Raw genomic sequence first — 23,758 nt, 5'->3', positions numbered from 1 at the left:
AAAGAGTCAATGAACGCTCAATCAAACCTATTGAGTGGGGTGCAATCAAAGCAGGCCACACAGCAAGCGCAAGAAATCGATCTAATGGCATTACTTGGTGCTTTACTAGACCGCAAATTATTTATAATCAGCGTAACTATATTATGTATGATTATAGGTGTCGCGGTAGCAGTCTTTAGTACGCCTGTGTATCAAGCTACTGCAATGATCCAGGTTGAAGAAAAAGGAGGCTCAGTTCCGGGGTTTGATGAACTTGGGGGGATGTTCGAAAGTACCTCTGCGGCTGTCACCGAAATCGAGTTACTTAAATCACGCAGCATAATTGGTGAGGCGGTTGATAGCCTTAAATTAGACATTGTCGCAGAGCCAAAGTTATACCCAATTATAGGTGGTCGTGCATTCCGTAAGTTTACACCTATGCAAGCAGGTGATTTAGCAGAGCCAAGTTTTGGTGCTTCAAGTTATGCTTGGGGCGGCGAAAAAATTGATGTCTTCAAATTCGAAGTTCCGAGTAATGTAATTGGCTCAGGGTTTACTTTAGTAACGCTGACAAATAGCCAGTTTGAATTGCTAGACGGGGACGGTGAGCGCATTCTTAAAGGTAAAGTCGGAGAGGAGGTATCGAATGGTAAGTTTAGCCTAACGCTTAGAGCTTTAATTGCCCGACCTGGTACCGAATTTGTCTTAGTTAAGCGTGACCGTTTGAATACAATACTGGATTTGCAGGCAACTATTGGCGCAAGTGAAAAAGGTAAAGACTCGGGTATCATTAATTTAAATTTGCAAGATACCAGCCCTGAATATGCAGAAACAGTGCTCAACAAAGTCGCCAGTATCTATGTTCGCAGAAATGTAGAGCGCAGTAGTGCGGAAGCACAAAAGTCTTTAGATTTTTTGGAGTATCAGTTACCGCTGGTTAAGAAACAATTAGAGGCAGCTGAGCAGCGCTTTAATGACTACCAGGTAAAACAGCAGTCGGTGGATATTTCGCTGGAGACTGAAGGAGTGCTAAAGCAGTTAGTGAAGTTAGAGACCCAGCTACAAGAGCTTGAGCTGAAAAAGCTAGAGCTAGGACGAAAATTTAAACAAAGCCACCCAAGCTATCAAGCAGCAGTTGAACAAATTGAAGCGGTAGAAAACCAAAAGCGACGTTTGGCTGCAGAAGTTCAAGTGCTACCAGAGACACAACAAGAGTTGTTGCGTCTAACTCGAGATGTAGAAGTGAACAACGAAATCTACACCTTATTACTTGCTAAAACCCAGGAACTGGATATTGTACGTGCTGGTACGGTAGGTAATGTGAGAGTGATTGACCTTGCCGAAGTAAACACCTCTAAACCGGTGAAACCCAAGAAGGCGTTAATTGTAGTAATGGCTACTATGCTTGGCGGTATGTTAGCGGTAGTAATTGTGCTTATTCAAAAGGCAATTCACAAAGGCATTGAAGACCCAAGTGAAATTGAAGCATTAGGCTTGCCTGTCTATGCAAGCGTCCCTTATTCAGAATACCAGGTTAAACTAACTGGTTTTGCTAAAGCCCGAAAAGGAAAAACAGCCAAGGCCAAATCGATACTAGCAGTTGATAACCCGGCAGACCTATCGATTGAGGCACTAAGAAGCTTACGCACCAGTTTGCATTTTGCCATGATGGAAGCAAAAAATAATGTAATCGCTATATCAGGTCCAAGCCCTGGTGTCGGTAAGTCATTTATCTCTGTAAACCTAGCTACCGTATTAGCCCAGAGTGATAAAAAGGTACTCATCATTGATGCTGATATGCGTAAAGGCTACCTGCAAACACAATTCGGTATGCAGTGGGATAACGGTTTAAGTGACTATCTTTCAGGGCGAATTAATCTAGAACAAGCAACCAAGACAAGTCAGGTTCAAGGCTTAGATGTAATGACGCGAGGTCAAATACCTCCAAACCCATCAGAGTTGTTGATGCATGAAAACTTCTCAAAACTTGTTGAAGAGGTCAGTGCGAAGTACGACTTAGTCATAATAGATACACCACCTATTCTAGCAGTAACCGACCCTGCTATTGTGAGTGCACACGCGGGAAGCACGCTTCTTGTCACACGTTTTGGTCAAAACCATGTAAAAGAGCTAGAGCTTACACGCAATCGCTTTGAGCAAAACGGCATAGATGTGAAAGGTGTGGTGTTTAACGGCGTTGTGAAAAGATCAAGTAATGCCTATGGCTACTATGGTTATTACAACTACGAATACAAGTCAGATAAGTGAATTCATTTAGGAAGAATGTAACGATGTTTCCAAACTCAGATACAAAGATAGCGATTATAGGCTTAGGTTATGTGGGATTGCCGCTAGCGGTCGAGCTATCAAAGAAATTTAATGTCATTGGCTTTGATATCAACTCATCCAGAGTTAATGAGCTAAGTAAAGGCCATGATTCTACACTGGAAGTATCGGATGAAGATCTTCAGGCTGCATCATCTTTACGCTTTTCAAGTGCAAAATCTGAGATTGCAGATAGCACTGTCTATATAGTAACTGTTCCAACACCTATAGATGATAGTAATGCACCAGATCTGACTCCATTGCAGAAAGCTTCAGAGATGTTGGGCGAGTTTGTTAAAAAGGGTGACGTTGTCATTTATGAGTCAACCGTCTATCCAGGTGCAACAGAAGAAGTTTGTTTGCCTATTATTGAAAAAGTGTCGGGCTTAAAGTTCAATGAAGACTTTTTTGCGGGTTACTCGCCGGAGCGTATTAATCCGGGCGATAAAGTTAACACTCTCACTAAAATTATGAAGATTACTTCAGGGTCAACACCAGAAGTTGCTGATTTTGTCGATGCAATGTATGGGGCGATCGTTGAAGCAGGTACACATAAAGCGAGTTCAATAAAAGTGGCCGAGGCTGCCAAAGTAATTGAAAACACACAGCGTGATTTAAATATTGCGATAATTAATGAGTTTGCAAAAATTTTCAACCGTTTAGATATTGATACAGAAGAAGTGTTGAATGCAGCTGGTACAAAGTGGAATTTCTTAAAGTTCAAGCCGGGACTAGTAGGTGGCCACTGCATTAGTGTTGATCCGTACTATCTAACACATAAAGCGCAGGAAGTAGGCTATCGCCCAGAAGTTATATTAGCCGGTCGTCGAATTAATGATGGAATGGGTGAATATGTCGCCACTCAACTGGTTAAGAAGTTATCCAGCAAGAAAATTCACATCGATGAAGCAAAAATACTTATTCTCGGATTCACATTTAAGGGTGACTGTCCTGATGTTCGTAACACTAAAATCATCGATATTGTAAATGAGTTAAAAGACTTCAATATGTCTGTAGATGTGTATGACAACTGGGCCGACCCTGCCGAAGTGAAGCACGAGTATGGTATTGATTTAATCTCTGAGCTTAAAGAAGATAAATACGATGGTATCGTATTAGCAGTAGATCATTCAGAGTTAAAAGATATGGGTGAGAAGAAGCTCCGTTCATTCGGTAAAGAGAATCATGTGCTATATGATGTAAAGCACGTATTAAAGCCATCTGAAGCTGACATTAGACTTTAAGGAACTTGAATATCATGAAAAATTTTGCATTAATTGGTGCGGCGGGCTATATCGCACCACGTCACCTTCGAGCTATTAAAGATACTGGTAATAATCTAGTAGCAGCAATGGATATTAACGATTCAGTTGGTATTATGGATAGTCACTTTCCAGAAGCTGAGTTTTTTACTGAGTTTGAAGACTTCACAGCATTTATTGAAGATCAAGAGATGCAAGGTAAGAAGTTGGATTATATTGCAATCTGTAGCCCGAACTATCTGCATGCGCCACATATGAAGTATGCACTTAAAAATGGCATTGATGTTATCTGTGAGAAACCTTTGGTTTTGAATTCAGAAGATATGGATGTGCTGAAAGAATACGAAAGTAAATATGACGCAAAAGTAAACTCTATTTTGCAGCTGAGATTACATCCATCGATTATTGCTCTAAAGGAGAAAGTAGCTGCAGCACCTGCAGATAAGGTATTCGATGTAGACCTTACTTATATGACATCTCGTGGCAAGTGGTACATGAAGTCTTGGAAAGGCTTTGATCATAAGTCAGGTGGAGTTGCAACTAACATAGGCGTGCACTTCTATGACATGCTGCATTTTATCTTTGGTGAGCTACAAAGTAATGAAGTGCACTACCGTGATGAAAAAACGGCAAGTGGCTATCTTCAGTATGCGAGAGCGAGGGTAAAATGGTTCTTGTCAATCGATTCTAACAACCTTCCAGAAAATGCTGTTAAAGGCGAAAAACTGACTTATCGTAGTATCACGATCAATGATGGTAATGCTACCGAGGAGCTGGAGTTTTCAGGGGGCTTTACTGATCTACACACTCTTAGCTATCAAAATGTCTTAGCAGGTAACGGTTTCGGGGTTGATGAAAACCGTGTAGCAATTGAAACAGTCGAGAACATTCGAGTTAAGAATATTGTTGAAGCAGGTGATAAAGCGCATCCATTGCTGACAAAGGTACTTTAGTTTATGAGTCATAGTGTGCATGAAAGCGCCATCGTTGATGAAGGTGCTAAGATTGGTGCAAACACTCGCGTATGGCACTTTGTGCACGTATGTGGGGGAGCCGAAATAGGTGAAGGTTGTTCTTTAGGACAAAATGTTTTTGTTGGAAACAAAGTCACGATAGGTAACAACGTTAAAGTACAAAACAACGTCTCGGTATATGACAATGTGCACCTGGAAGATGATGTATTTTGCGGGCCGAGCATGGTTTTCACCAATGTTTACAATCCACGCTCGTTTATCGAGCGCAAAACAGAGTATCGTGACACTTTAGTAAAGCGTGGTGCGACGTTAGGCGCAAACTGCACCATTGTTTGTGGTGTCACAATCGGTGAATACTCGCTTGTTGGTGCAGGCGCTGTCATTAATAAAGATGTGAAACCGTTTGCATTAATGGTTGGCGTACCGGCAAAACAAATAGGCTGGATCAGCAAATATGGTGAGCAGCTAGACTTGCCATTGGAAGGAAGTGGTATTGCAACTTGTGAGCATACTGGTGAGCACTATCATTTAGAAAATGGCTTTGTTTCAATTAAATAATTCGTAGAAGTAATTATTAAATGCAATTTATAGATTTAGCTGCGCAATATCAGCACTTAAAAGAGAAAATCGATGCTCGCATCCAAGCTGTGTTAGATCATGGTCACTATATAATGGGCCCTGAAGTGCAGGAGCTAGAGCAGAAGTTATCTGAATACGTGGGTGTTAAGTACACTGTTAGCTGCGCTAATGGTACAGACGCATTAACCTTAGCTTTAATGGTTTTAGATGTAAAAGAAGGTGATGCGGTCTTTTGCCCAACATTTACTTTCTTCGCAACGGCAGAAACAATTGCGTTCGAAGGGGCGACCCCTGTTTTTGTTGACTCGGATGAAGACACCTTCAACATCTGTCCTGCAGATTTAGAGAAGCGTATTGAGGCGACACTTGCTGAAGGCAAATTAAAGCCAAAAGCAATTATTGCGGTTGATCTGTTTGGTCTGCCTGCAAACTATCCTGCACTCAGAGAAATTGCAGATAAATATGATTTAAAAATTATCGAAGATGCTGCGCAAGGCTTTGGTGGTGAAATTAATGGTAGACGAGCAGGCTCATTTGGTGATATTGCCACTACCAGTTTCTTCCCGGCAAAGCCTTTAGGCTGCTATGGTGATGGCGGTGCCTTATTCACAGATAACGATGAATATGCTGCGTTGTTAAGGTCGTATCGTGTACACGGTAAAGGGAAAGATAAGTACGATAACGTACGTATTGGTATGAACTCACGCTTGGATACCATTCAAGCGGCAGTCTTGCTTGAAAAGCTAGCTGCCTTTCCGCAAGAGTTGATTAATCGCAACAAAGCAGCGCAGAAGTACACGGCAGAATTAAAAGACACGTACAAAACGCCGGTTGTTCCTGAGGGGTATGTCAGCTCCTGGGCACAATACACGTTGACTTCAGCAGAGCGCGATGCAGACATGGCGAAGTATAAGGCACAAGGTATTCCGACCATGGTTTACTATGGTACGTGTATGCATCAGCAAACCGCATTTAAAGCATTAGGCTATCAGGAAGGAGACTTTCCAACAGCTGAAAGACTGGCACGGTCTGTCTTTAGTCTACCTATGCATGGCTATTTGCTCTAACTTTTATGAACAATATATTTGTCAGAAATATACTCAAGTTAGCTGGGGGGACTGGTACCGCCCAGCTAATTAATATTATATCTATTCCCATACTCGCTCGACTGTATGTTCCGGAGCATTTTGCTGCATTGGCGATTTTTACATCGATAGTGGCAATTGCTTCTGTGTTGACTACTCTAAAGTTTGAAAATGCCATTATCGCAGTAAAGCAAGATCTAGATGCTGCCAAGTTAGTTCTTTTTATTCTATTTTGGAGTGTTTTTTCAAGTATATTTGCTTTTTTTACTTTTATTTTTCTGAGAAAGTTTATACACTTTACTGATGACCAACTTACGATAGTAGTAGCATTTTCTGCTGTCATGAGTATCGTAAGCTCACTGAATGCTGTACTATATTTCTATAATAATAGACATCAGAATTATTCGGTAATGACTAAGGGAAGAGTCTATGCTGCCTTTACTGTTTTTGCTATCTCAATCTCTGGGTTTTATCTAGGTTTGGGAGCTATAGGGCTACTTACAGGTGCGCTATCTGGTGCGGTAGTAAATTTGCTATATCAATTTCACTTTGGAATTAAACCCGACGTAAAATTAACGTGGCAAGGAATTGTTAGCAGCATTAATAGTGCCAAGAAATATAGAAGATTTCCTTTATTTTTAGTGCCCTCTAGCTTTATAGATCGACTGGCTAGCCAGACACACACGTTTTTCTTCGCTAAGTTTTTCTCACCTGAAATTTTAGGCGCGCTAAATCTGCACAATAGAGTGACTAGCCTACCTGCGTCAGTAGTTGGCGCTTCAGTCAGTGACGTGTTTAAAAAGTCGGCGAACGACCTGTTGCAAACAACGGGTAATTGCAGTCGTTTATTTTTCAAGACAACTTTGTATTTGGCCTTATTGGCCATAGTACCAACTTTGGTTTTAGGCTTGTACGGTGTTGAAATCTATACGCTCGTTTTTGGTGAAAAATGGAAATTTGCTGGAGAGATCGCTGAGGTGTTGGCACCTATGTTCTTTTTTTCGTTTGTAGTTAGCCCTGTATCAGCAATTATTTACTTGGAGAAAAATCAGAAATTTGATCTTTTTCTACAATTATTTCTATTATCTCTGCTGCTACTCTTTTTCTACTTTTCGCTTTCGGAACTAACACCCATCGTGGCAGTAAAAGCATATATGTCAGCTTATATTATAAAGTATGTCCTTGAATTCTTTCTGTGTGCCAGGCTCTCAAGCGGCCATGGAAAAGTGCTGCCACTCTAATACTTTGTATAGTTTAATTAATATTAAAATTGTTATGGGAAAGAAATGAAACATCAAACTTGTAATTATTGCGTTATGGATACAACCGATCCAGATATAACCTTCAACGTGGAAGGACGTTGTAATCACTGTTTAGATGCTGAGCAGAAATTAAAGAATGGATGGTTTCCAAACGAAAAAGGAAAAAGACTGTTAGAGTCCACTGCTAAGGAAATAAAGTCCGAATGTGCAAACGACCCTTACGATTGTATTATAGGTGTAAGTGGTGGAGTTGATAGTTCTTACTTAGTTTATGTCGCTGTAGAGCTGATGGGCTTGAGACCTTTAATTGTGCATGTCGACGCCGGATGGAACTCAGAAATAGCAGTTTCCAATATCGAGAAGTTAGTAAAAAAGTATGATTTAGAGTTGTTCACCTATGTTGTGTCTTGGAGCGAAATTCGTGATTTACAAGTAGCTTACCTTCGCTCATCTCTAGCAAATCAAGATGTTCCTCAAGACCATGCTTTCTTTGCGAAACTATATGAGTTTGCTGACAGGAATAAAATTAAATATGTAATAACTGGCAGTAACTTAACGAGTGAGTCCATCTTGCCTTTATCATGGGGTTATTCAGCTAGCGACAGTACTCAGATAAAAGCCATATTTAATAAGTTTGGAAGCGGAAAGCTGAAAACCTACCCAATGATGAGTTTTTTTAAGAGCAAAATATATTGGCCATATATGAAGAAGCTCAAAGTAGTTAAACCGCTTGATTGGATTAACTATGATAAAAATAAAGCTATAAACTTTTTAGAGGAGCATTTTGGCTGGGTTTATTATGGTGGTAAACATCATGAGTCCAAGTGGACGAAGTTTTTCCAAGCATATTATCTAGTTGAAAAGTTTGGTTTTGACAAGCGCAAAGCGCATCTTTCTAGTTTGATTGTAGCTGGGCAAATTTCCCGAGATGAGGCTTTAAAGGAACTTGAGAAACCTCTATATGACCAGCAAGAACTAAATGACGATAAGGTTTATATTGCGAATAAACTCAACCTTTCACTTGAAGAATTTGATAGCCTCTTAGCTTTAGAAAATAAAGATTATAAAGATTATCCTAATGAAGAGAAACTGCATAACTTTTTTAGGAAAGTAAAAAGAAAGGTTCAAGGTTAGTGAATGTCATGAGTGATAGTATAAATACTTTGTCATTTCTGTTAATTTTTTTTGGTTTTCCTCTCACTTTGTATATGAGTGCGAGGTTTACAGGAAAGAATATACAGATGCTATCACCTTCCTATCTGGTAATACTGACTCTTTTTGCTTTTTCGTACGTGGGAATACTCCCACTTTATTTCGAATGGGATCAATACTATTTTGATATAGGTGTCCGAGATAAATCTACTATTACTCAAATGCTACTTTGTAGCTCAATTGTAATATTGTCATTTATCCTAGGGTCATTGACTTTAGCACATAGGTTTCCAAAGCCAATTCTTATGAAGTCTAGAATAGAAGATATAAATGAGTTCAGTCTTATGGATAAGCTACTCATTGCCGTTGTCATGATCTTCATTCTCGCTGTTCTTATGTTGTATGTTTCAAAGGTAGATAACCTCGCTATCTTGCTTATTTTTGCGAATGATTCAGAGGCCGCAAAGTTAGCACGTAGTGCAATGGGCAATAATTTCTCAGGTGGCTACCATTGGTATTCCCTGGTAATGCATGAATTTATGTACATAGTGACATTGAGCTTATTTGTGAATTGCCTCAAATCAAAGTCACTGTCAAATTTGGTTTTTTTCGGTGTGGCGTTCTTAATTAATTCATTTTCTTTACTGATGTCAACAGAGAAAGCACCATTTATGTGGCTAATAATTTCAATGGTTGTGACACATCTTTTTGTGCGAAAATCTGGTTATGTACAAATTAGAATGTTTGCGAAGTTTACTGCTTTTGCTTTGATACTTGCTACTATACTGATGTCATTATTTATGGGAGTAGAAGATCTACTCTTATCTTTCTACTCTATTTTCAGTAGACTTTTTTCAGGTAGTATTGCCCCTTCGTATTTTTATTTGGGATATATTCCTGAACATCAGGATTTCTTATTTGGTAGAAGTTTTCCTAATCCAGCAGGCATATTACCATTCGAGCATTTTAGACTGACGGTTGAAGTTATGAACTGGAGATTCCCAGAGCTAGCAGGGTTAGGAATCGTAGGCTCGTCTCCAACAGCCTTCTGGGCAGAGGCATACTCAAACTTTAGTTATATAGGAATAATATTTTTCGGTTTCATCATGGGAGTCTATACATCTATTGCTTTTTCGCTAACTTCAAAGTTGCCTAATAGTGCCGTATCAATAGCGTTTTCAGTTTGGTTAATTATGCACTTCAAGGATCTTTCTCAATCCGGGTTTAGTGGTTATTTTTTCGATATGAAGTTAGCTTTTGTATTAATGTTTTGCGTGTTCATTAATAAAGTTATTAAGCGTACGTAGGGGATAATTTAATGATCAACCTTCACATTACATCAACTCCATTTTTGCATGAAAGCAGGATTGTTAAACAAGTTCGCTCCATTAATAAGCTAAAAGAAGTAAAGGGAATTTATATTGCGGCAAAACATGAGGATGGCTTAAAGCGCGAAGAGGGTCTATTCGAAGGCTGTACTATAAATCGTTTTGCTCTTAAATCTTTTAAATCTAGAAGAAGCTTTTTAGGCTTGGTAGTACGTTATTTTGAATTTGTGTTTAGAGTCTTTTTTTTCTACAGAGGAAAAAAGATAGATGTCGTCAACGCACATTCACTGGCCTTATTACCTCTAGCATTACTTTTTAAGGTTTTCTGTAATTCTAAGGTAATCTATGATGCACATGAGTTAGAAACTGAAACCCATGCTTTGAAAGGGGTTAAGAAAAAAGCCGCCAAGTTCCTAGAAAAACACTTAGTTAAATATGTTGATAAGGTCATAGTTGTAAGTGAATCTATATCGATGTGGTATGCTAATTCTTATAATATAGAAGCTCCAGCAGTAGTATTGAATTCACCGCCGTATTATCAACTAAGTAAAGTAAAAAAAATTTCCCTCAGAGATAAACTGAACATTCCGAAAGAGAATATCTTATGTATTTATCAAGGAGGCTTAATGAAAGTTAGAGGAGTAAAAAAGCTTCTTGATGTTCTGAAAGACTTTCCTGAAGGGCGTGTTTCGGTAGTTTTCATGGGGTATGGTGATTTAGTTGATGATATAAAAGAGTTATCAAAGAATAATACTAGCATCTATTATCACCCTGCAGTCGAGCAAGATGTATTACTTGATTATACATCTAGTTGTGATTTTGGACTCGCGTTGGTCGAAAATAGCTGTTTAAGCTATGACTTTTGTATGCCGAATAAGTTATTTGAATATATACAAGCTGGGTTGCCTGTTGTTGTTTCAGACCTCACAGAGATGGAAAGATTTGTAAAGAATAACGATTTGGGCTTTGTATTGAATTTAAATTCACCTGTGAGCATAGCTAATACTTTAAATGAACTAAGTGTTTCTAAATTATCTAAATTTAACGAGAACAATGAGCGAGCAAAACAGCTTACGTCTTGGGAAGAGCAAGAGCGAGTTTTATTAAAAGAGTATAGTGAATTGGTGGAATTGATATGATTGGGGTTATAGATTGTGGCTGTGGTAATCCAGGCTCGATTCAAAATATGCTCAGAAAGCTGGGGCATAGGTCTGTTTTGGTAAAATCAGAGTCTGATTTTGATGGGTGCTCGGCAATTGTCCTACCTGGTGTTGGTGCATATGACAATGTATGCCAGAAGGTACAGTCTTCAGGTTTAGTGAATAGGCTAGAGCACTTGGTGCTAGAAGAGAAAATTCCTTTTTTAGGTATTTGTGTGGGAATGCAAATGCTGTTTAACGAGAGTGAAGAAGGTACCTTATCTGGATTTGGTTGGATCCCTGGGCGTGTTAAAAGATTTGAACACGCTTTGATGAAGGAGCAGAACCTAAAAGTTCCTCATATGGGATGGAATATAGTCACTCCTAAAAATGCAAATGTGATACTGAACTTCAATGAGTACGAAGAGCTACGTTTTTATTTTGTTCACAGCTATCATGCAGATTGCCCTGATGAGTATGTCATTGGAGAATGCTTATATGGATATAAATTTCCGTGCGCTGTGCAAAAAGAAAACATTTTTGGCGCTCAGTTCCATCCCGAAAAAAGCCATAAATTTGGTATGATGTTGTTTAAAAATTTCTTGGAATATGCAAATGCTTCAAACTAGAGTAATTCCTATCTTGCTGCTGAAAGACGGTGGTTTGTATAAAGGTGAGCAGTTTAAAAAGCACAAGTATGTTGGAGACCCAATCAATGCAGTAAAGATATTCAATGACAAAGAAGTGGATGAAATCTGCATTTTAGATATTGATGCTTCTCGTAGCGGTACTTCTCCAGATTTTGCTCTTATCGAGAATATTGCATCTCAAGCTTTTATGCCTCTAGGTTACGGTGGTGGCGTAAAGAGTGTTGACGATATAGAAAGGCTATTTCGAATTGGTATTGAGAAAGTTGTTCTAAATACCGCGGCATATGAGAATCAAGGGTTGATAAAAGCAGCTTCTGACCTAGTTGGTTCACAAAGTATAGTTTGTTCTATTGATGTTAAAAAAGGACTATTTGGCAAAGAGAAAGCTTATATTAAATCCGGCACTAAAAGCATTAAAATGTCGCCTGTTGATCTAGCTAAACACTATGAACAGCAAGGAGCCGGAGAGCTGATTGTTAATTCTATTGAGCGAGATGGTAAAGCTACAGGGTACGACCTGGATTTAATCCAGCGTATATCTAAAGTGGTTGATATTCCAATTGTTGCCGCTTGCGGAGCCGGTAAAAACCAACATTTCGTTGAAGCTGTTAAGGCTGGAGCGTCAGCTGTTGCTGCTGGCGATATATTCACTTTCCAAGGAAAGAGAAAAGCCGTGTTAATTACATATCCGCAATATGATAAATTGCAGGATTTATTCAAAGAGTAATATATGAAAGTACAAGTATGCACAAGATGTGTGATGGACACAACCGACAAAGAAATCACATTTGATGAGCAAGGCGTATGTAATCACTGCCATAACTTTGACAATGTCACTACTAAGAAGTGGTTTCCAAATGAAGAAGGGAAGAAAAAACTTGATGACATAATTGAAAAAATAAAGCGTGATGGAAAAGGAAAAGACTACGACTGTATTATTGGCTTAAGTGGTGGTGTTGATAGTTCCTATTTAGCATTGAAAATAAAAGATTATGGTTTGAGACCGTTAGTTGTTCATATCGATGCAGGATGGAACAGTGAACTCGCGGTATACAATATCGAGCAAATAATTAAGTACTGTGGCTATGAGCTCCATACTCATGTAATGAACTGGGAAGAAATTAAGGACCTGCAAGCTGCATACCTAAGAGCTGGTATTGCGAATCAGGATGTTGTCCAAGATCACGCTTTCTTCGCGTCTTTGTACCACTTCGCAGTTCAGAATGGTATTAACTATGTGATTAGTGGCGGAAATATCGCGACAGAGTCTGTGTTTCCAAGATCATGGCACCATGCTGCTATGGATGCTATCAATCTAAAAGACATTCATAAGAAGCATGGTAAAATTAAGCTGAAGCAATATAAAACAATTGGCTTCTGGTCTTACTACTTCTACTACCCTTTTATTAAGAAAATGACCGCTGTTCGTCCACTTAATTACATGCATTACTCAAAGGACGAGGCACTACAATACTTGAAAGATACCATTGGCTATAAAGAGTATGGTCGAAAGCATGGTGAGTCTCGCTTTACTAAGTACTTCCAAAACCATTATTTGCCGACCAAGTTCAATATGGACAAGCGAAAAGCACACCTGTCCAGCCAAATTCTATCTGGTGATATTACCAGAGAGGAAGCGCTAAATGAGCTTGCGACGCCGCTATATGATGAAAATGAGCTGAGAGAAGACGAAGCTTATATAGCGCAAAAGCTTGGAATGGAACTTTCTGAATTGCAAAGATTAGTAAGTGAACCAGGCCGTTGTTATTCCAACTACAAAAACTGGGATAAACTTTATGGCTTTATGGTACGGGTTAAAGGGTTTGTAACTAAAGTGCTTGGAAAAAATGTCAAATCGTACTCTTAAAATAGCACACCTGACATCAGCGCATCCGCGTTTTGATGTCAGAATTTTTCATAAAATGGCTCGCTCTGCCGCTGCAAGGGGTTTTGATGTTTCTATTGTCGTGGCAGATGGAAAGCCAGATGAGAAAAGTCATGGCGTAAATATTATCAATGTAAACGCTAAGAAAGAAGCTCGATTTGCCAGGATAATTAAATCGGCTTGGCGCGTGTATAGAATCGCAAAAGACTTGAGCGCGGATATCTATCATCTTCATGATCCTGAGTTGTTGCCATATGCTTGGAAACTGAAGAAAATGGGTAAGACCGTAATTTTCGATGCACACGAAGATTTTCCAAAGCAACTATTGTCTAAGCCTTACTTACATCCTGTTGCGGCAAGGTTTCTTTCCAGTAGTTCTGCGATTTTCGAGAAATTTGTATGCAAGCAACTTGATCAGGTGATCGGTGCCACTCCAATGATAACGGCAAAGTTCGCAGAATATACGAAAGCAACTAATGTTAACAATTATCCCATCATTGGTGAATTAGCAGTGGGCAAAGATGACTTTGCATCTAAGCCGAGAGAAATTATATTTCTTGGCGGAATATCTCATATTCGAGGTGTTGGAGAGCTCGTAGATGCAATGAGTCAGGTTGAAAATGTTACCTTAAACTTGGTCGGAAATATCTCATCATCCACTTTTAAACAGTCACTTGAAAGCAAGCGCGGGTGGTCTGCTGTTAATGAGTGGGGATTGGTGGAAAGGGAAACAGCTGCCGAAGCTTTAGCTCGGTCAAAAATTGGCCTTGTTACTTTCTTACCGGTTCCTAACCATATCGAGTCACAGCCGAATAAAATGTTCGAGTATATGTCCGCAGGTCTGCCGATCATTACCTCTAACTTTCCTATGTGGCGAGACGTCGTTGAAAAATACGAATGCGGCCTATGTGTTGATCCTGAGGATCCTCAAGCGATCGCTAGCGCAATAATGCAATTACTCGATAACCCAGCGGAAGCGCAGGCGATGGGAGATAATGGCTCTAATGCGGTAAATACGGTATTTAACTGGGAAGCCGAAAGTAAAAAGTTAATTGACTTATATACGGAATTATCATTATGAAAAAGATAGCGACCATTCTAGGCGCTCGCCCACAGTTCATAAAAGCTGGTACAGTGAGTCGTGCGATTAGTGAAAATTCTCGATTTCAAGAAGAGATCATTCATACTGGACAGCACTTTGATGCTAATATGAGCGATATTTTCTTCGTTGAGATGGATATTCCTAGACCCCATCGACACTTGGGTATTAATGGCTCTTCACATGGAAAAATGACGGGGGAAATGATTTCAAGTATTGAATCTGTTTTAATGGAATCTAAGCCAGACTGTGTTTTGCTGTATGGTGATACGAATTCAACGCTTGCAGGTGCGATAGCTGCGTCTAAAATGCATATTCCTATCGCCCATGTTGAAGCCGGATTACGCTCATTCAACATGAGCATGCCTGAGGAAATCAATAGAATCATAACCGACCGTGTCAGTGAACTTCTATTCTGTCCTACTGAAACGGCTGTTACAAATCTTAAAAATGAAGGTATTTTAAACTCGTGTGGTGTTCTGGAAAACGTCGGTGATGTGATGTTTGATGGAGCGTTATACTACAGAGAAAAGGCCACAGCGCCAGTAGGGTTAGATAATGTGTCTGACTTTGTTTTGGCAACTATTCATAGAGCAGAGAATACAGATTCCCCTGAGTTACTTGAGCAAATAGTGTCTCAGCTAAATGAGCTGTCCGAGCAAGTTGAAATTATTTTACCACTGCACCCAAGAACAAAGAGTAAGTTGGAAAGTTATAACTTTCCGCTGTCAGAACGGATCAAAGTAATAGCACCAGTCGGGTATTTGAATATGGTGTGGTTAATTGATAATTGTAAGCTTGTTGTGACAGACAGTGGTGGTTTGCAGAAAGAGGCTTACTTCTTCAAAAAGCCTTGTATTACGATGCGACCAGAGACTGAATGGGTTGAGCTCGTAGAGTGCGGTGCTAACAAACTGTTCAACCCACTGGTAGATAATCTTAATGCGACGTATCATCAGATGTTAAAGTTTGACGATTTTTCTCACTTATTTTACGGCAATGGTGATGCAGCACAGCGCATCGTAAGTAAACTTGAAGCTTTTTTGAACAAGTAATATGAATATTTGGATTGTAGTAATCAGTGAGCCGATATGGACAGATTCAAGCGACGAAAGATTACACCGTTGTGGCTTACTTGCGGAGGTGTGTAGAGCGAGAGGCCATGATGTGAACTTCTTTACATCTTCTTTTGCACATCATAAGAAGGAAAACAGAGTTACTTCTTCAACCAGCAAAGCGTTACAAAATGGAATAGATTTACATTTACTTTTCTCAGGTAGCTACGGTTCAAATTTGTCACTAGGTCGAATAAAACACCATTTTGAGTGTGGTCGAGAGTTTAAAAAGTATAGTCAGTCAATGAAAAGGCCAGACGTTATTTTTTGCGCTTATCCAGACATATTTTTGGCGAATGAAGTTCTAAAGTATGGCCTTAAAAATGATATTCCTGTTGTAGTAGACATTCGCGATCTTTGGCCTGATATATTCCTACATCAAAATGTAGGCTTTGTAAAGAGGCTTGCGCTTGCCCCCTTTGTTTCGAGCTTAAATATTTTAGCAAGAAATATTTATAAGAATGCAACGGCATTAACCAGTATCACACCATCAATTTTGAATTGGGCGCAAAGAAAAGGACAGAGAAAAATCGTTAAACATGACGCATTTTTCTCATTGGCGTATCCAATGAAAGAAAAGGAAGTCAATACAGCTTTCTGGGAGGAGGTTTTAGGAGAGCGCATAACTTCAAAGGTTGTGTGTTTTTTTGGGAACTTAGGTCAACAGTTTGAATTTGATGATGTTTTTGAATTGTCGAAACAAGGGGATGAGTATACATTTGTCATCTGTGGAAGTGGAGATCGACTCGATGAATATCAAAAACGGTATGCCAGCGACAGCGTTATTTTCCCCGGATGGGTCGACCATGATCAAATTCTTGGTTTGATGCACCTGAGCATAGCTGCGTTAGCACCTTATAAGAATAGCTTTGATTTTCAAATGAGTATTCCTAATAAGATAGTCGAATACATATATGGAGGCGTGCCTATAGTGACCCATCTCGACGGTGATGTAAAACAGCTAATTGAAAAGGAGAGCTTGGGTTTTCACTACAGGCAAGGGCATATTGCTGAGCTGGCAAATGCGTTGGCTGCATGCACTGAGGACATTGAAGGCGTAAAGTTAAGAGCAAAGAAAGTTTATAATACACTCTTTGATTTCGATAAAACCTATAGTGAGCTTGCTGTTAAACTTGAATTATTAGGGAACGGGAATGTATAAAAAATTTGGTAAGAGGCTATTTGACATAGTTTGTTCGATTGTGCTTTTGGTTCTGATTTCTCCGTTATTATTGTTAATATCCTTTATTGTATTGATCACGATGGGAAAACCTATTTTCTTCGTACAGCAAAGAGTAGGGAGAAATGGTATCCACTTTGGTATAATTAAGTTTAGAACTATGATAAATGGTGCTGAAAAGCAAGGGACAGGTTTAGATAGTTATGCAGACGATCCGCGAGTTACTAAATTTGGCAAGTTTTTGAGAGATTCAAGTTTAGATGAGCTTCCACAGGCGTTTAATATTTTAAAAGGCGATATGAGTTTTGTTGGTCCCAGGCCTCCAGTTACATACTCTCCCTATAAATATAATGATTACCCTGAACACGCAAAGAGGCGGTTTATTGTTAAACCCGGCGTAACAGGGCTTGCACAAATAAATGGAAGGAACGGCCTCAACTGGGAACAGAAATTTCGTTATGATAATGAGTACGTTAAAGATTACTCTTTTTTAAAGGATTTAAATATCATTATAAAGACAGCTTATAAAGTGCTAATTAATGAAGGTGGTTATGATAATAAAAAGGAAGATAAATGAGTAAGACTAAATATATTTGGCACAAAGGAAAAATAGTAGACTTTGAAAACGCTACTATCCATGTTCTTTCCCCCACCTCTCAATTTGGGGCAAATGTCTTTGAAGGTTTACGAGGGTATTGGTCTAGTGAAGAGCAAAATTTGTATATTTTTAAGATGGAAGAGCATATCCAGAGACTCAAAAAGTCTATTAAGCTTATAGGATTTGACTCAACTTTAACAGACAGTGACTTTCGACAGTCAGTCATCGATGTGTTGACCGCTAATGACTTCAAAGAGGACATTGCAGTTAGGCAAACTGTTTATTTAGATGGTTTTGGCAGTTGGATGTCTGACGGTGATGTTGAAATGTTTGTTGCTCCTGTTGCGAAAGGACGAAATGTTTCAGGTGAGAAATTTAATCAGGGCATAAAATGCATGGTGAGCTCTTGGGAAAGAATCTCCGACAGAAACTTATCTCCTCGAATTAAGCTGGGTGCAAACTATATGAACAGCAGGTTGGGACAGATTGAGGCTGTAGACAATGGATACAACTCAGCAATATTCCTGAACTCAAGCGGTACAGTGTCGGAGGCACCAGGTGCATGTCTGTTTATTGTTAGAGATGGAAAGTTGGTTACACCTCCTCTTACCTCTTCGGTACTAGAGAGTATCACCCGGGAAACTGTAATACACCTTGCTAAATCGGAGCTTGGATTAGAAGTTGAAGAAAGAGAGGTAGACCGTACTGAGCTATATATTGCTCAAGAGGCTTTTATTTGTGGTACTGCTGCAGAGATTACGCCTGTGACACAGATCGATAGGTACGAAATTGGGGAGGGGACTGCTGGTCCTATTACTCGCTCGATTTCTGAACTTTACTTTGCTTGTGTTAGAGGTCGTATCGAGCAATATAAGCACTGGCTAACGGCGGTTTATTAATGATTAAGACTTTCATTCTAGAAAATGATCCCGCAAAAATTGAGCTTTATGATTTGGCCGGCGTTAGCAGAATTTTTGTTGATTTGGAAATCAATGGCAAAGTGGCGCGTCAGGGGGGGATGGATACTGTTATTAGTAGGCATACGGTTGAGGACGTTGTCAAAGCGAGAGCTGTTATCAAAAAAGGGGAGCTCTTAGTTCGAGTGAATCCTATATTTGATGGGAGCAAGCAAGAAGTTGATTCTGTGATTGATGCCGGTGCCGATGTTGTTATGCTGCCGATGTTTACACATGCTGATGAGGTAAGAACCTTTGTAGAATTAGTTGGTGGGCGGGCTAAAGTTTCATTGCTTTTGGAGACTAGCCAAGCTTTTTGCAGAGCGGACGAAATTCTTGAGGTTGAAGGCATTGATGAAGTACATATAGGTCTTAATGATCTACACTTGTCAATGGGGTTGGATTTTATGTTTGAGCTAATGGCACTCGGACAGGTTGAGCTTTTGGCACAAAAATTAAACAGAAAATCTATTCCGTTTGGTGTCGGTGGTGTCGCCAAAATGAAGGAGGGGGAGCTTGATGGCGCAATTATACTAAAAGAGCATGTAAGAATAGGTTCTACAGCTGTTATTTTATCAAGGACCTTCAAGGCGGACGGACAGGTGAGAATGGACGAAGTTAAACACAACCTAGATGAATTACAGCATGTTTACAGCCAGGCCCAGGAGCTAACCACAGAGGCCCTTGTCCATAATAAGGCTTTGTTAGACAAAAAAGTTCAACAAATATCCGCTAAAATTAGGTCTAAAAAGAGAAAAGCGTAAAGAGTGCGATCATCAAGAAATCACTCTCGAGGTATGACAATGGAAGATATGTTTAGCACCCTATTAAATATTTCCCGCTCGAAAAAGCGGTTAGTGACTCTTTTTTTGGACTCAATTTTCATTTTTAGTGCTTTTTGGTTGGCGTTAATTGTCCGGTTGGATAGTTTGTCTCCTTTTTTTGAAGCGAGTAATTGGCTGTTGCTGTTGCTTACTTTACCTGTCAGCTTGTTTGTGTTTGTCAACTTAGGGTTGTATAGGGCCGTATTGCGATATGTAGGTGCTCACGCAATTGGGGCTATTTTGATCGGCGCAATAATTAGTACTGTCGCACTAGTTATGACGTCATTTTTTACACATGTCTCTATACCACGCACCATGCCGCTTATTTATGCATGGTTGTTGATTCTGTCTGTTGGTGGTTCCCGCATCATGGTACGTGCCATGGTTGGTCGTCTTGCTACAGTTAATAAAACACCGGTTGTGATTTATGGAGCTGGTTCTGCGGGTCGGCAACTTGCGCCTGCTATAGGGGCCGGTGACGAATACTACGTATCTGCATTTATTGACGACGACAAAACAAAGCAGGATTCCATACTCCAAGGTATCCCTGTCATTGCTTTCGACGGTTTGTATGCGTTAATTGAGCGAAAAAGGGTAAAGAAAGTATTACTTGCGATGCCTAGCGAAAGTAGAGCGCGGAGGAAAGAAATACTTGCTCAGTTAGAGAGTTTACCTGTAGAGGTTATGACTATCCCAGGTATGGCTGATGTTGTAGAAGGGCGAGCAACATTAGACGAGATTAAAGATGTTGAAATTGAGGACCTGCTTGGTCGAGACCCCGTGGCCCCTAAGCAGGCTTTGCTAAATGCAACGATTCTGGGTAAGTCCGTAATGGTTACTGGGGCAGGTGGCTCTATCGGCTCCGAGCTGTGTCGGCAAATTATCAAACAATCCCCATCTAAGCTGGTGCTTTTCGAGCTAACTGAGTTTGCGCTTTATTCAATTGAAAAAGAGTTGAGTGAAATCATCAAAACCAAAGGGTTGAACATAGAGCTGATACCAATTATGGGTTCTGTGCAGCACATTAATCGTCTAGAGACATGTATGATAGCCTTTGGTGTGCAAACGGTTTACCATGCTGCAGCATATAAGCATGTCCCACTTGTCGAGCATAATGTGGTCGAAGGGGTGAGAAATAATGTTTTTGGTACCTATTATTCAGCTAAGGCTGCTATCAATGCAAAAGTAGAAACGTTTGTTTTAGTAAGCACGGATAAGGCTGTTCGCCCTACGAATGTTATGGGAACTACTAAACGTATGGCCGAACTTTGTTTACAGGGCCTTGCTCAGAATAAGGAAAGGGGACAGCACAACACGCGTTTCTGTATGGTTCGATTTGGTAATGTATTGGGATCTTCAGGATCAGTTGTCCCTTTATTTCGAAGACAAATTAAAGAAGGTGGCCCAATCACGCTTACTCATCCAGAGATCACCCGCTTCTTTATGACGATACCTGAAGCGGCGCAGCTGGTTATTCAGGCTGGAGCATTGGGCAGAGGAGGGGATGTGTTTGTCCTTGATATGGGGGAATCTGTAAAAATTAAAGACCTTGCTACCAAAATGGTACACTTATCTGGCCTGGAGGTGAAAAGTGAGGCTAATCCACATGGAGATATTGAGATTAAATGCACAGGATTAAGACCTGGTGAAAAGCTTTATGAAGAGCTATTAATTGGTGACAATGTTGAGCAGACCTCACATGAAAGGATTATGACAGCCAAAGAGGTAATGCTGCCATTACGTGAGCTAGAAGAGATCTTAAAAACGCTTGATAAGGCGTGCCATGACTTTGATCATCAAGTTATACGACAACTGTTATTAGAGGCTCCAACAGGGTTTGACCCCACTGATGGCATATGTGACTTAGTTTGGAATGCCAGACAAAAGCTTGACACTGTGCCAGAGAAAAATATCGTTAATCTAAAGTAAAGCAATTTGCCCACTAGGAAGGTTACTTAGTGGGCTTTTTACTAAATAAGTGGACTGCGCAATCTAGGGTAATTATAACCTGAAAATCTATAAGCCTGAGGTCTCTGTTTTGCAAGAGTGAAAGCTTGTGGAAAGTTATCGATTCTAGTGAACATCTCTTGCATAACCGTAATCACCTTAACGATATAATACGGTGCAAATTTTAATTATATAAATATCTTAACTGGGCAGAGGACTATGTCTAAACTAACTCCTATTTTAGCAAGTGGCTTGTTGACTTGCTCCTTTATAACCGTTGCACAAGTGTCTCCCAAGCAGTATCAGAATTTCGCTGGTTTTACTGGTTTAGTGAATACTCCCTCTGCAGACGTTTTAAACGCGGGTGAGATTGATATTGGCTACAATAACCAGCTTGATTATAGGGGCACTACTTTTGCAGACGGCTATAACTACATTTTTTCTGCAGGCTTGTGGCAGGGATTAGAAGTAAGCGGGCAAATTGCAGCTAATACTATGCATGATAACATGTTTAGGGCTAGAGCATTAGGCGAGAGTCAAGTAAGGGACCTGTCTTTCAATGCTAAGTATCAAATTCCTTTTATTCCTGAGGACTGGTTTGATTTGGCTATCGGGGGGAAAGATATTGGTGGAGCGGCGAATCAGTATGAGTCATATTTTGCCGTTGTCTCAAAAGACTGGCTAGACTTTCGTTTTTCCACTGGAGTAAGCACCAGCAAAAGCGAAATCGGTATGATGGATGGTGTATTTGCAGGTATCGAGTGGCAACCACTGGATTGGTTTGCTTTGCAAGTTGAGCATGATGCAGAAGCTGTAAATGCGGCTGCTCGCGTGACCGTGCCTAAAGCTTGGTTGTTTGATCTTGGCACTCTAACCCTGACGAGCCGCTTTTATAGCAGCACCGATCACAGTGACAAAGACACTTATTATGGCATTAATTTCTCCATGCCTTTATCTGAGCAGTCCCGAGAGGACTATCAGAAAATAGAACCAGCGCCCGATAATGCTGAAATGTTAGCGCGATTATCAGGGCAAGGCGTACAATCCGCAAAGTCTGATAATGCTCATATAACAAGATCGGATAACCTTACTCTTAGCACTCAAAATAATGAATCAAAACCAATTCAGGAAGTCAATATCAGTGAATTGAACACTGAGATACGTGCACTTAAAAACGCGCTTGTTGCAGATGGGTTTGAAAACGTGCAAGTTGGCGTAAATCGTGAACCTGTTGTTGTGGTGAAATTCGAAAACTCAGTATTCAACCGAAATGATATTGATGCAATTGGGGTTGTACTAGGCAGAGTTGCGCAATATATCAGTGACGAAAAAGCGAGCTTTACTGTTCAGTTAGGTAAACATGATATTCCACTGTTAGCTTTGTCTGGACAAGTAAGTAGTTATCGGAGCTTTATCACAGAAGGAACAGCCCCAGGATTGATTATTCGACAAGGTGAGATGGATGTCCCAGGGGGGATTGCATGGATAGGCGATGGGGCGGCTAATAGCCCGTACTTTAAGCCTCGACTGACACTCGGGCCTTCATTAAGCTCAACTTATGCAACTGAGCTGGGAGTCTATGATTTCTCGTTAGCGCTCAGAGCTGATTTAGAGATCCCGGTATGGCGAGGTGCGGGTATTAACATCACTGCACAAACTGTGGTTGCTGATACTGAAGATTTTGAAGCTGGAGATATTTTTGAAGCGCGTCGTGAACGAAATGGCCTGGAAAGAGCGGTCTTTTATCAGACATTTGATTTGCCGTTTGGTTTTTATAACCAGACTCAAATCGGACTCTTCCGAGAGTATTATGAATACACCGGGTTGATTAATGAAACTGCCTGGGTCAGCCCCTCAGGGCGCCATAAGCTCTACAACACCTACGGTTTCTTCGACTACAGAGACTATGATGAAGACCGTGACTATCATGTTATGGGTTATCAATATCACTGGGTTGAGCAAGACATCTCATTTCATATCTCAGGTGGAGAGTTCTGGCGAAGAGACAAAGGAATGAAGGTTGAAACCAAGTTTTGGTTTGGTGATAGCTATGTGTCGCTATTTGCCTACGATACAGATGTTCAGGTAGCGGGTATTTCATTTAGTATCCCACTCACTCCAAGAAAGGACATGAGCGTATCTAAGTATGGTCAGGTGAAAGGGAATCAGGCATGGCGTCACGGGGTGAGCACTCGTATTGGCGATGACCAAAATACATTAGTGTATAAAAAGGGCTATGTGCCGGAAACTTCAATTAGCTTGGACCGTACTTATCTGAATCAGGGGCGTTTGTCTGGCAGTTATGTCTATGCAAACCTTGCAAGGCTGCGCGAGGCGTACCTGACTTTCAAGTAAGCGATCAACACAGCGCCAGGTTGCTGGTATCAGCAACCTGGCGCTGTTCAGTGAAAAATAAGCC

The 23,758-nt window shown here is 40.3% G+C and carries 20 protein-coding genes; all 20 read left to right on the top strand.

Annotated features, from left to right (window positions below; all coding sequences use genetic code 11):
• Positions 1 to 9 precede the first annotated feature (9 nt).
• Positions 10 to 2,247 carry a polysaccharide biosynthesis tyrosine autokinase gene (locus CWB99_RS04130; RefSeq protein ID WP_138550724.1) on the top strand — a complete coding sequence of 746 codons (2,238 nt, stop codon included), beginning with the start codon at positions 10 to 12 and terminating at the stop codon, positions 2,245 to 2,247.
• Between the two features lie 23 nt (positions 2,248 to 2,270).
• Entirely contained in the window at positions 2,271 to 3,548 is a 1,278-nt protein-coding gene (gene tviB / locus CWB99_RS04125) for a Vi polysaccharide biosynthesis UDP-N-acetylglucosamine C-6 dehydrogenase TviB (protein WP_138550723.1), read from the top strand.
• A 14-nt stretch (positions 3,549 to 3,562) separates the two neighbouring features.
• Positions 3,563 to 4,519, top strand: a complete 957-nt coding sequence (locus tag CWB99_RS04120) for a Gfo/Idh/MocA family oxidoreductase (protein WP_138550722.1) — start codon at positions 3,563 to 3,565, stop codon at positions 4,517 to 4,519.
• 3 nt (positions 4,520 to 4,522) lie between these two features.
• The gene (locus tag CWB99_RS04115) at positions 4,523 to 5,098 is read left to right on the top strand and encodes an acyltransferase (protein ID WP_138550721.1); all 576 of its coding nucleotides are present in this window, start codon (positions 4,523 to 4,525) and stop codon (positions 5,096 to 5,098) included.
• Positions 5,099 to 5,118: 20 nt separating this feature from the next.
• Positions 5,119 to 6,186 (top strand): DegT/DnrJ/EryC1/StrS family aminotransferase, encoded by a 1,068-nt coding sequence (locus CWB99_RS04110; RefSeq protein WP_138550720.1) that lies wholly within the window; start codon positions 5,119 to 5,121, stop codon positions 6,184 to 6,186.
• 5 nt (positions 6,187 to 6,191) lie between these two features.
• Positions 6,192 to 7,445: an oligosaccharide flippase family protein gene (locus tag CWB99_RS04105; protein ID WP_138550719.1), complete on the top strand. Its 1,254-nt coding sequence runs from the start codon at positions 6,192 to 6,194 to the stop codon at positions 7,443 to 7,445.
• Between the two features lie 45 nt (positions 7,446 to 7,490).
• A complete protein-coding gene (locus tag CWB99_RS04100) occupies positions 7,491 to 8,600 on the top strand; it encodes an N-acetyl sugar amidotransferase (protein WP_138550718.1) in 1,110 nt (369 codons plus the stop codon).
• Between the two features lie 8 nt (positions 8,601 to 8,608).
• On the top strand, positions 8,609 to 9,925 hold the full coding sequence (locus tag CWB99_RS04095; protein ID WP_138550717.1) for an O-antigen polymerase: 1,317 nt from the start codon (positions 8,609 to 8,611) through the stop codon (positions 9,923 to 9,925).
• Between the two features lie 11 nt (positions 9,926 to 9,936).
• Positions 9,937 to 11,085, top strand: a complete 1,149-nt coding sequence (locus CWB99_RS04090) for a glycosyltransferase (RefSeq protein WP_138550716.1) — start codon at positions 9,937 to 9,939, stop codon at positions 11,083 to 11,085.
• Positions 11,082 to 11,714 (top strand): imidazole glycerol phosphate synthase subunit HisH, encoded by a 633-nt coding sequence (hisH, locus tag CWB99_RS04085; RefSeq protein ID WP_138550715.1) that lies wholly within the window; start codon positions 11,082 to 11,084, stop codon positions 11,712 to 11,714. The genes CWB99_RS04090 and hisH overlap by 4 nt, the downstream gene beginning before the upstream one ends.
• Entirely contained in the window at positions 11,701 to 12,462 is a 762-nt protein-coding gene (locus CWB99_RS04080; protein ID WP_138550714.1) for an AglZ/HisF2 family acetamidino modification protein, read from the top strand. Before hisH ends, CWB99_RS04080 begins: the two co-directional genes overlap by 14 nt.
• A 3-nt stretch (positions 12,463 to 12,465) precedes the next feature.
• Positions 12,466 to 13,602, top strand: coding sequence for an N-acetyl sugar amidotransferase (locus CWB99_RS04075; RefSeq protein WP_138550713.1), 1,137 nt, complete (start codon positions 12,466 to 12,468; stop codon positions 13,600 to 13,602).
• Complete coding sequence (locus tag CWB99_RS04070) at positions 13,583 to 14,701, top strand: glycosyltransferase family 4 protein (RefSeq protein ID WP_138550712.1); 1,119 nt, start codon at positions 13,583 to 13,585, stop codon at positions 14,699 to 14,701. The genes CWB99_RS04075 and CWB99_RS04070 overlap by 20 nt, the downstream gene beginning before the upstream one ends.
• Positions 14,698 to 15,774, top strand: coding sequence for a non-hydrolyzing UDP-N-acetylglucosamine 2-epimerase (wecB, locus tag CWB99_RS04065; RefSeq protein ID WP_138550711.1), 1,077 nt, complete (start codon positions 14,698 to 14,700; stop codon positions 15,772 to 15,774). The genes CWB99_RS04070 and wecB overlap by 4 nt, the downstream gene beginning before the upstream one ends.
• 1 nt (position 15,775) lies before the next feature.
• The gene (locus tag CWB99_RS04060) at positions 15,776 to 16,996 is read left to right on the top strand and encodes a glycosyltransferase (protein WP_138550710.1); all 1,221 of its coding nucleotides are present in this window, start codon (positions 15,776 to 15,778) and stop codon (positions 16,994 to 16,996) included.
• On the top strand, positions 16,989 to 17,591 hold the full coding sequence (locus tag CWB99_RS04055) for a sugar transferase (protein WP_138550709.1): 603 nt from the start codon (positions 16,989 to 16,991) through the stop codon (positions 17,589 to 17,591). The genes CWB99_RS04060 and CWB99_RS04055 overlap by 8 nt, the downstream gene beginning before the upstream one ends.
• Positions 17,588 to 18,511 carry a branched-chain amino acid transaminase gene (locus tag CWB99_RS04050; protein WP_138550708.1) on the top strand — a complete coding sequence of 308 codons (924 nt, stop codon included), beginning with the start codon at positions 17,588 to 17,590 and terminating at the stop codon, positions 18,509 to 18,511. The genes CWB99_RS04055 and CWB99_RS04050 overlap by 4 nt, the downstream gene beginning before the upstream one ends.
• On the top strand, positions 18,511 to 19,332 hold the full coding sequence (locus CWB99_RS04045; protein WP_138550707.1) for an aldolase/citrate lyase family protein: 822 nt from the start codon (positions 18,511 to 18,513) through the stop codon (positions 19,330 to 19,332). Before CWB99_RS04050 ends, CWB99_RS04045 begins: the two co-directional genes overlap by 1 nt.
• A gap of 39 nt (positions 19,333 to 19,371) precedes the next feature.
• Complete coding sequence (locus tag CWB99_RS04040) at positions 19,372 to 21,321, top strand: polysaccharide biosynthesis protein (RefSeq protein ID WP_138550706.1); 1,950 nt, start codon at positions 19,372 to 19,374, stop codon at positions 21,319 to 21,321.
• 237 nt (positions 21,322 to 21,558) lie between these two features.
• Positions 21,559 to 23,694: a YjbH domain-containing protein gene (locus CWB99_RS04035; RefSeq protein WP_138550705.1), complete on the top strand. Its 2,136-nt coding sequence runs from the start codon at positions 21,559 to 21,561 to the stop codon at positions 23,692 to 23,694.
• Positions 23,695 to 23,758: the final 64 nt, after the last annotated feature.

Origin of the sequence: Pseudoalteromonas rubra, assembly GCF_005887095.1 — a bacterium.
Lineage (GTDB): Bacteria > Pseudomonadota > Gammaproteobacteria > Enterobacterales > Alteromonadaceae > Pseudoalteromonas > Pseudoalteromonas rubra_E.
Note: the sequence above shows the minus strand (reverse complement) of the source record. Positions and strands in the feature narration are given on the sequence as shown.

Bases quoted from the DNA above. Each gene is read 5' to 3' on its own strand.
- CWB99_RS04040 (WP_138550706.1), top strand. From the start codon at position 19,372: ATGGAAGATATGTTTAGCACCCTATTAAATATTTCCCGCTCGAAAAAG.
- hisH (WP_138550715.1), top strand. From the start codon at position 11,082: ATGATTGGGGTTATAGATTGTGGCTGTGGTAATCCAGGCTCGATTCAA.
- CWB99_RS04045 (WP_138550707.1), top strand. From the start codon at position 18,511: ATGATTAAGACTTTCATTCTAGAAAATGATCCCGCAAAAATTGAGCTT.
- CWB99_RS04105 (WP_138550719.1), top strand. From the start codon at position 6,192: ATGAACAATATATTTGTCAGAAATATACTCAAGTTAGCTGGGGGGACT.
- CWB99_RS04100 (WP_138550718.1), top strand. From the start codon at position 7,491: ATGAAACATCAAACTTGTAATTATTGCGTTATGGATACAACCGATCCA.
- tviB (WP_138550723.1), top strand. From the start codon at position 2,271: ATGTTTCCAAACTCAGATACAAAGATAGCGATTATAGGCTTAGGTTAT.
- CWB99_RS04035 (WP_138550705.1), top strand. From the start codon at position 21,559: ATGTCTAAACTAACTCCTATTTTAGCAAGTGGCTTGTTGACTTGCTCC.
- CWB99_RS04050 (WP_138550708.1), top strand. From the start codon at position 17,588: ATGAGTAAGACTAAATATATTTGGCACAAAGGAAAAATAGTAGACTTT.
- CWB99_RS04070 (WP_138550712.1), top strand. From the start codon at position 13,583: ATGTCAAATCGTACTCTTAAAATAGCACACCTGACATCAGCGCATCCG.
- CWB99_RS04060 (WP_138550710.1), top strand. From the start codon at position 15,776: ATGAATATTTGGATTGTAGTAATCAGTGAGCCGATATGGACAGATTCA.
- CWB99_RS04055 (WP_138550709.1), top strand. From the start codon at position 16,989: ATGTATAAAAAATTTGGTAAGAGGCTATTTGACATAGTTTGTTCGATT.
- CWB99_RS04095 (WP_138550717.1), top strand. From the start codon at position 8,609: ATGAGTGATAGTATAAATACTTTGTCATTTCTGTTAATTTTTTTTGGT.
- CWB99_RS04080 (WP_138550714.1), top strand. From the start codon at position 11,701: ATGCTTCAAACTAGAGTAATTCCTATCTTGCTGCTGAAAGACGGTGGT.
- wecB (WP_138550711.1), top strand. From the start codon at position 14,698: ATGAAAAAGATAGCGACCATTCTAGGCGCTCGCCCACAGTTCATAAAA.
- CWB99_RS04075 (WP_138550713.1), top strand. From the start codon at position 12,466: ATGAAAGTACAAGTATGCACAAGATGTGTGATGGACACAACCGACAAA.
- CWB99_RS04130 (WP_138550724.1), top strand. From the start codon at position 10: ATGAACGCTCAATCAAACCTATTGAGTGGGGTGCAATCAAAGCAGGCC.
- CWB99_RS04120 (WP_138550722.1), top strand. From the start codon at position 3,563: ATGAAAAATTTTGCATTAATTGGTGCGGCGGGCTATATCGCACCACGT.
- CWB99_RS04110 (WP_138550720.1), top strand. From the start codon at position 5,119: ATGCAATTTATAGATTTAGCTGCGCAATATCAGCACTTAAAAGAGAAA.
- CWB99_RS04115 (WP_138550721.1), top strand. From the start codon at position 4,523: ATGAGTCATAGTGTGCATGAAAGCGCCATCGTTGATGAAGGTGCTAAG.
- CWB99_RS04090 (WP_138550716.1), top strand. From the start codon at position 9,937: ATGATCAACCTTCACATTACATCAACTCCATTTTTGCATGAAAGCAGG.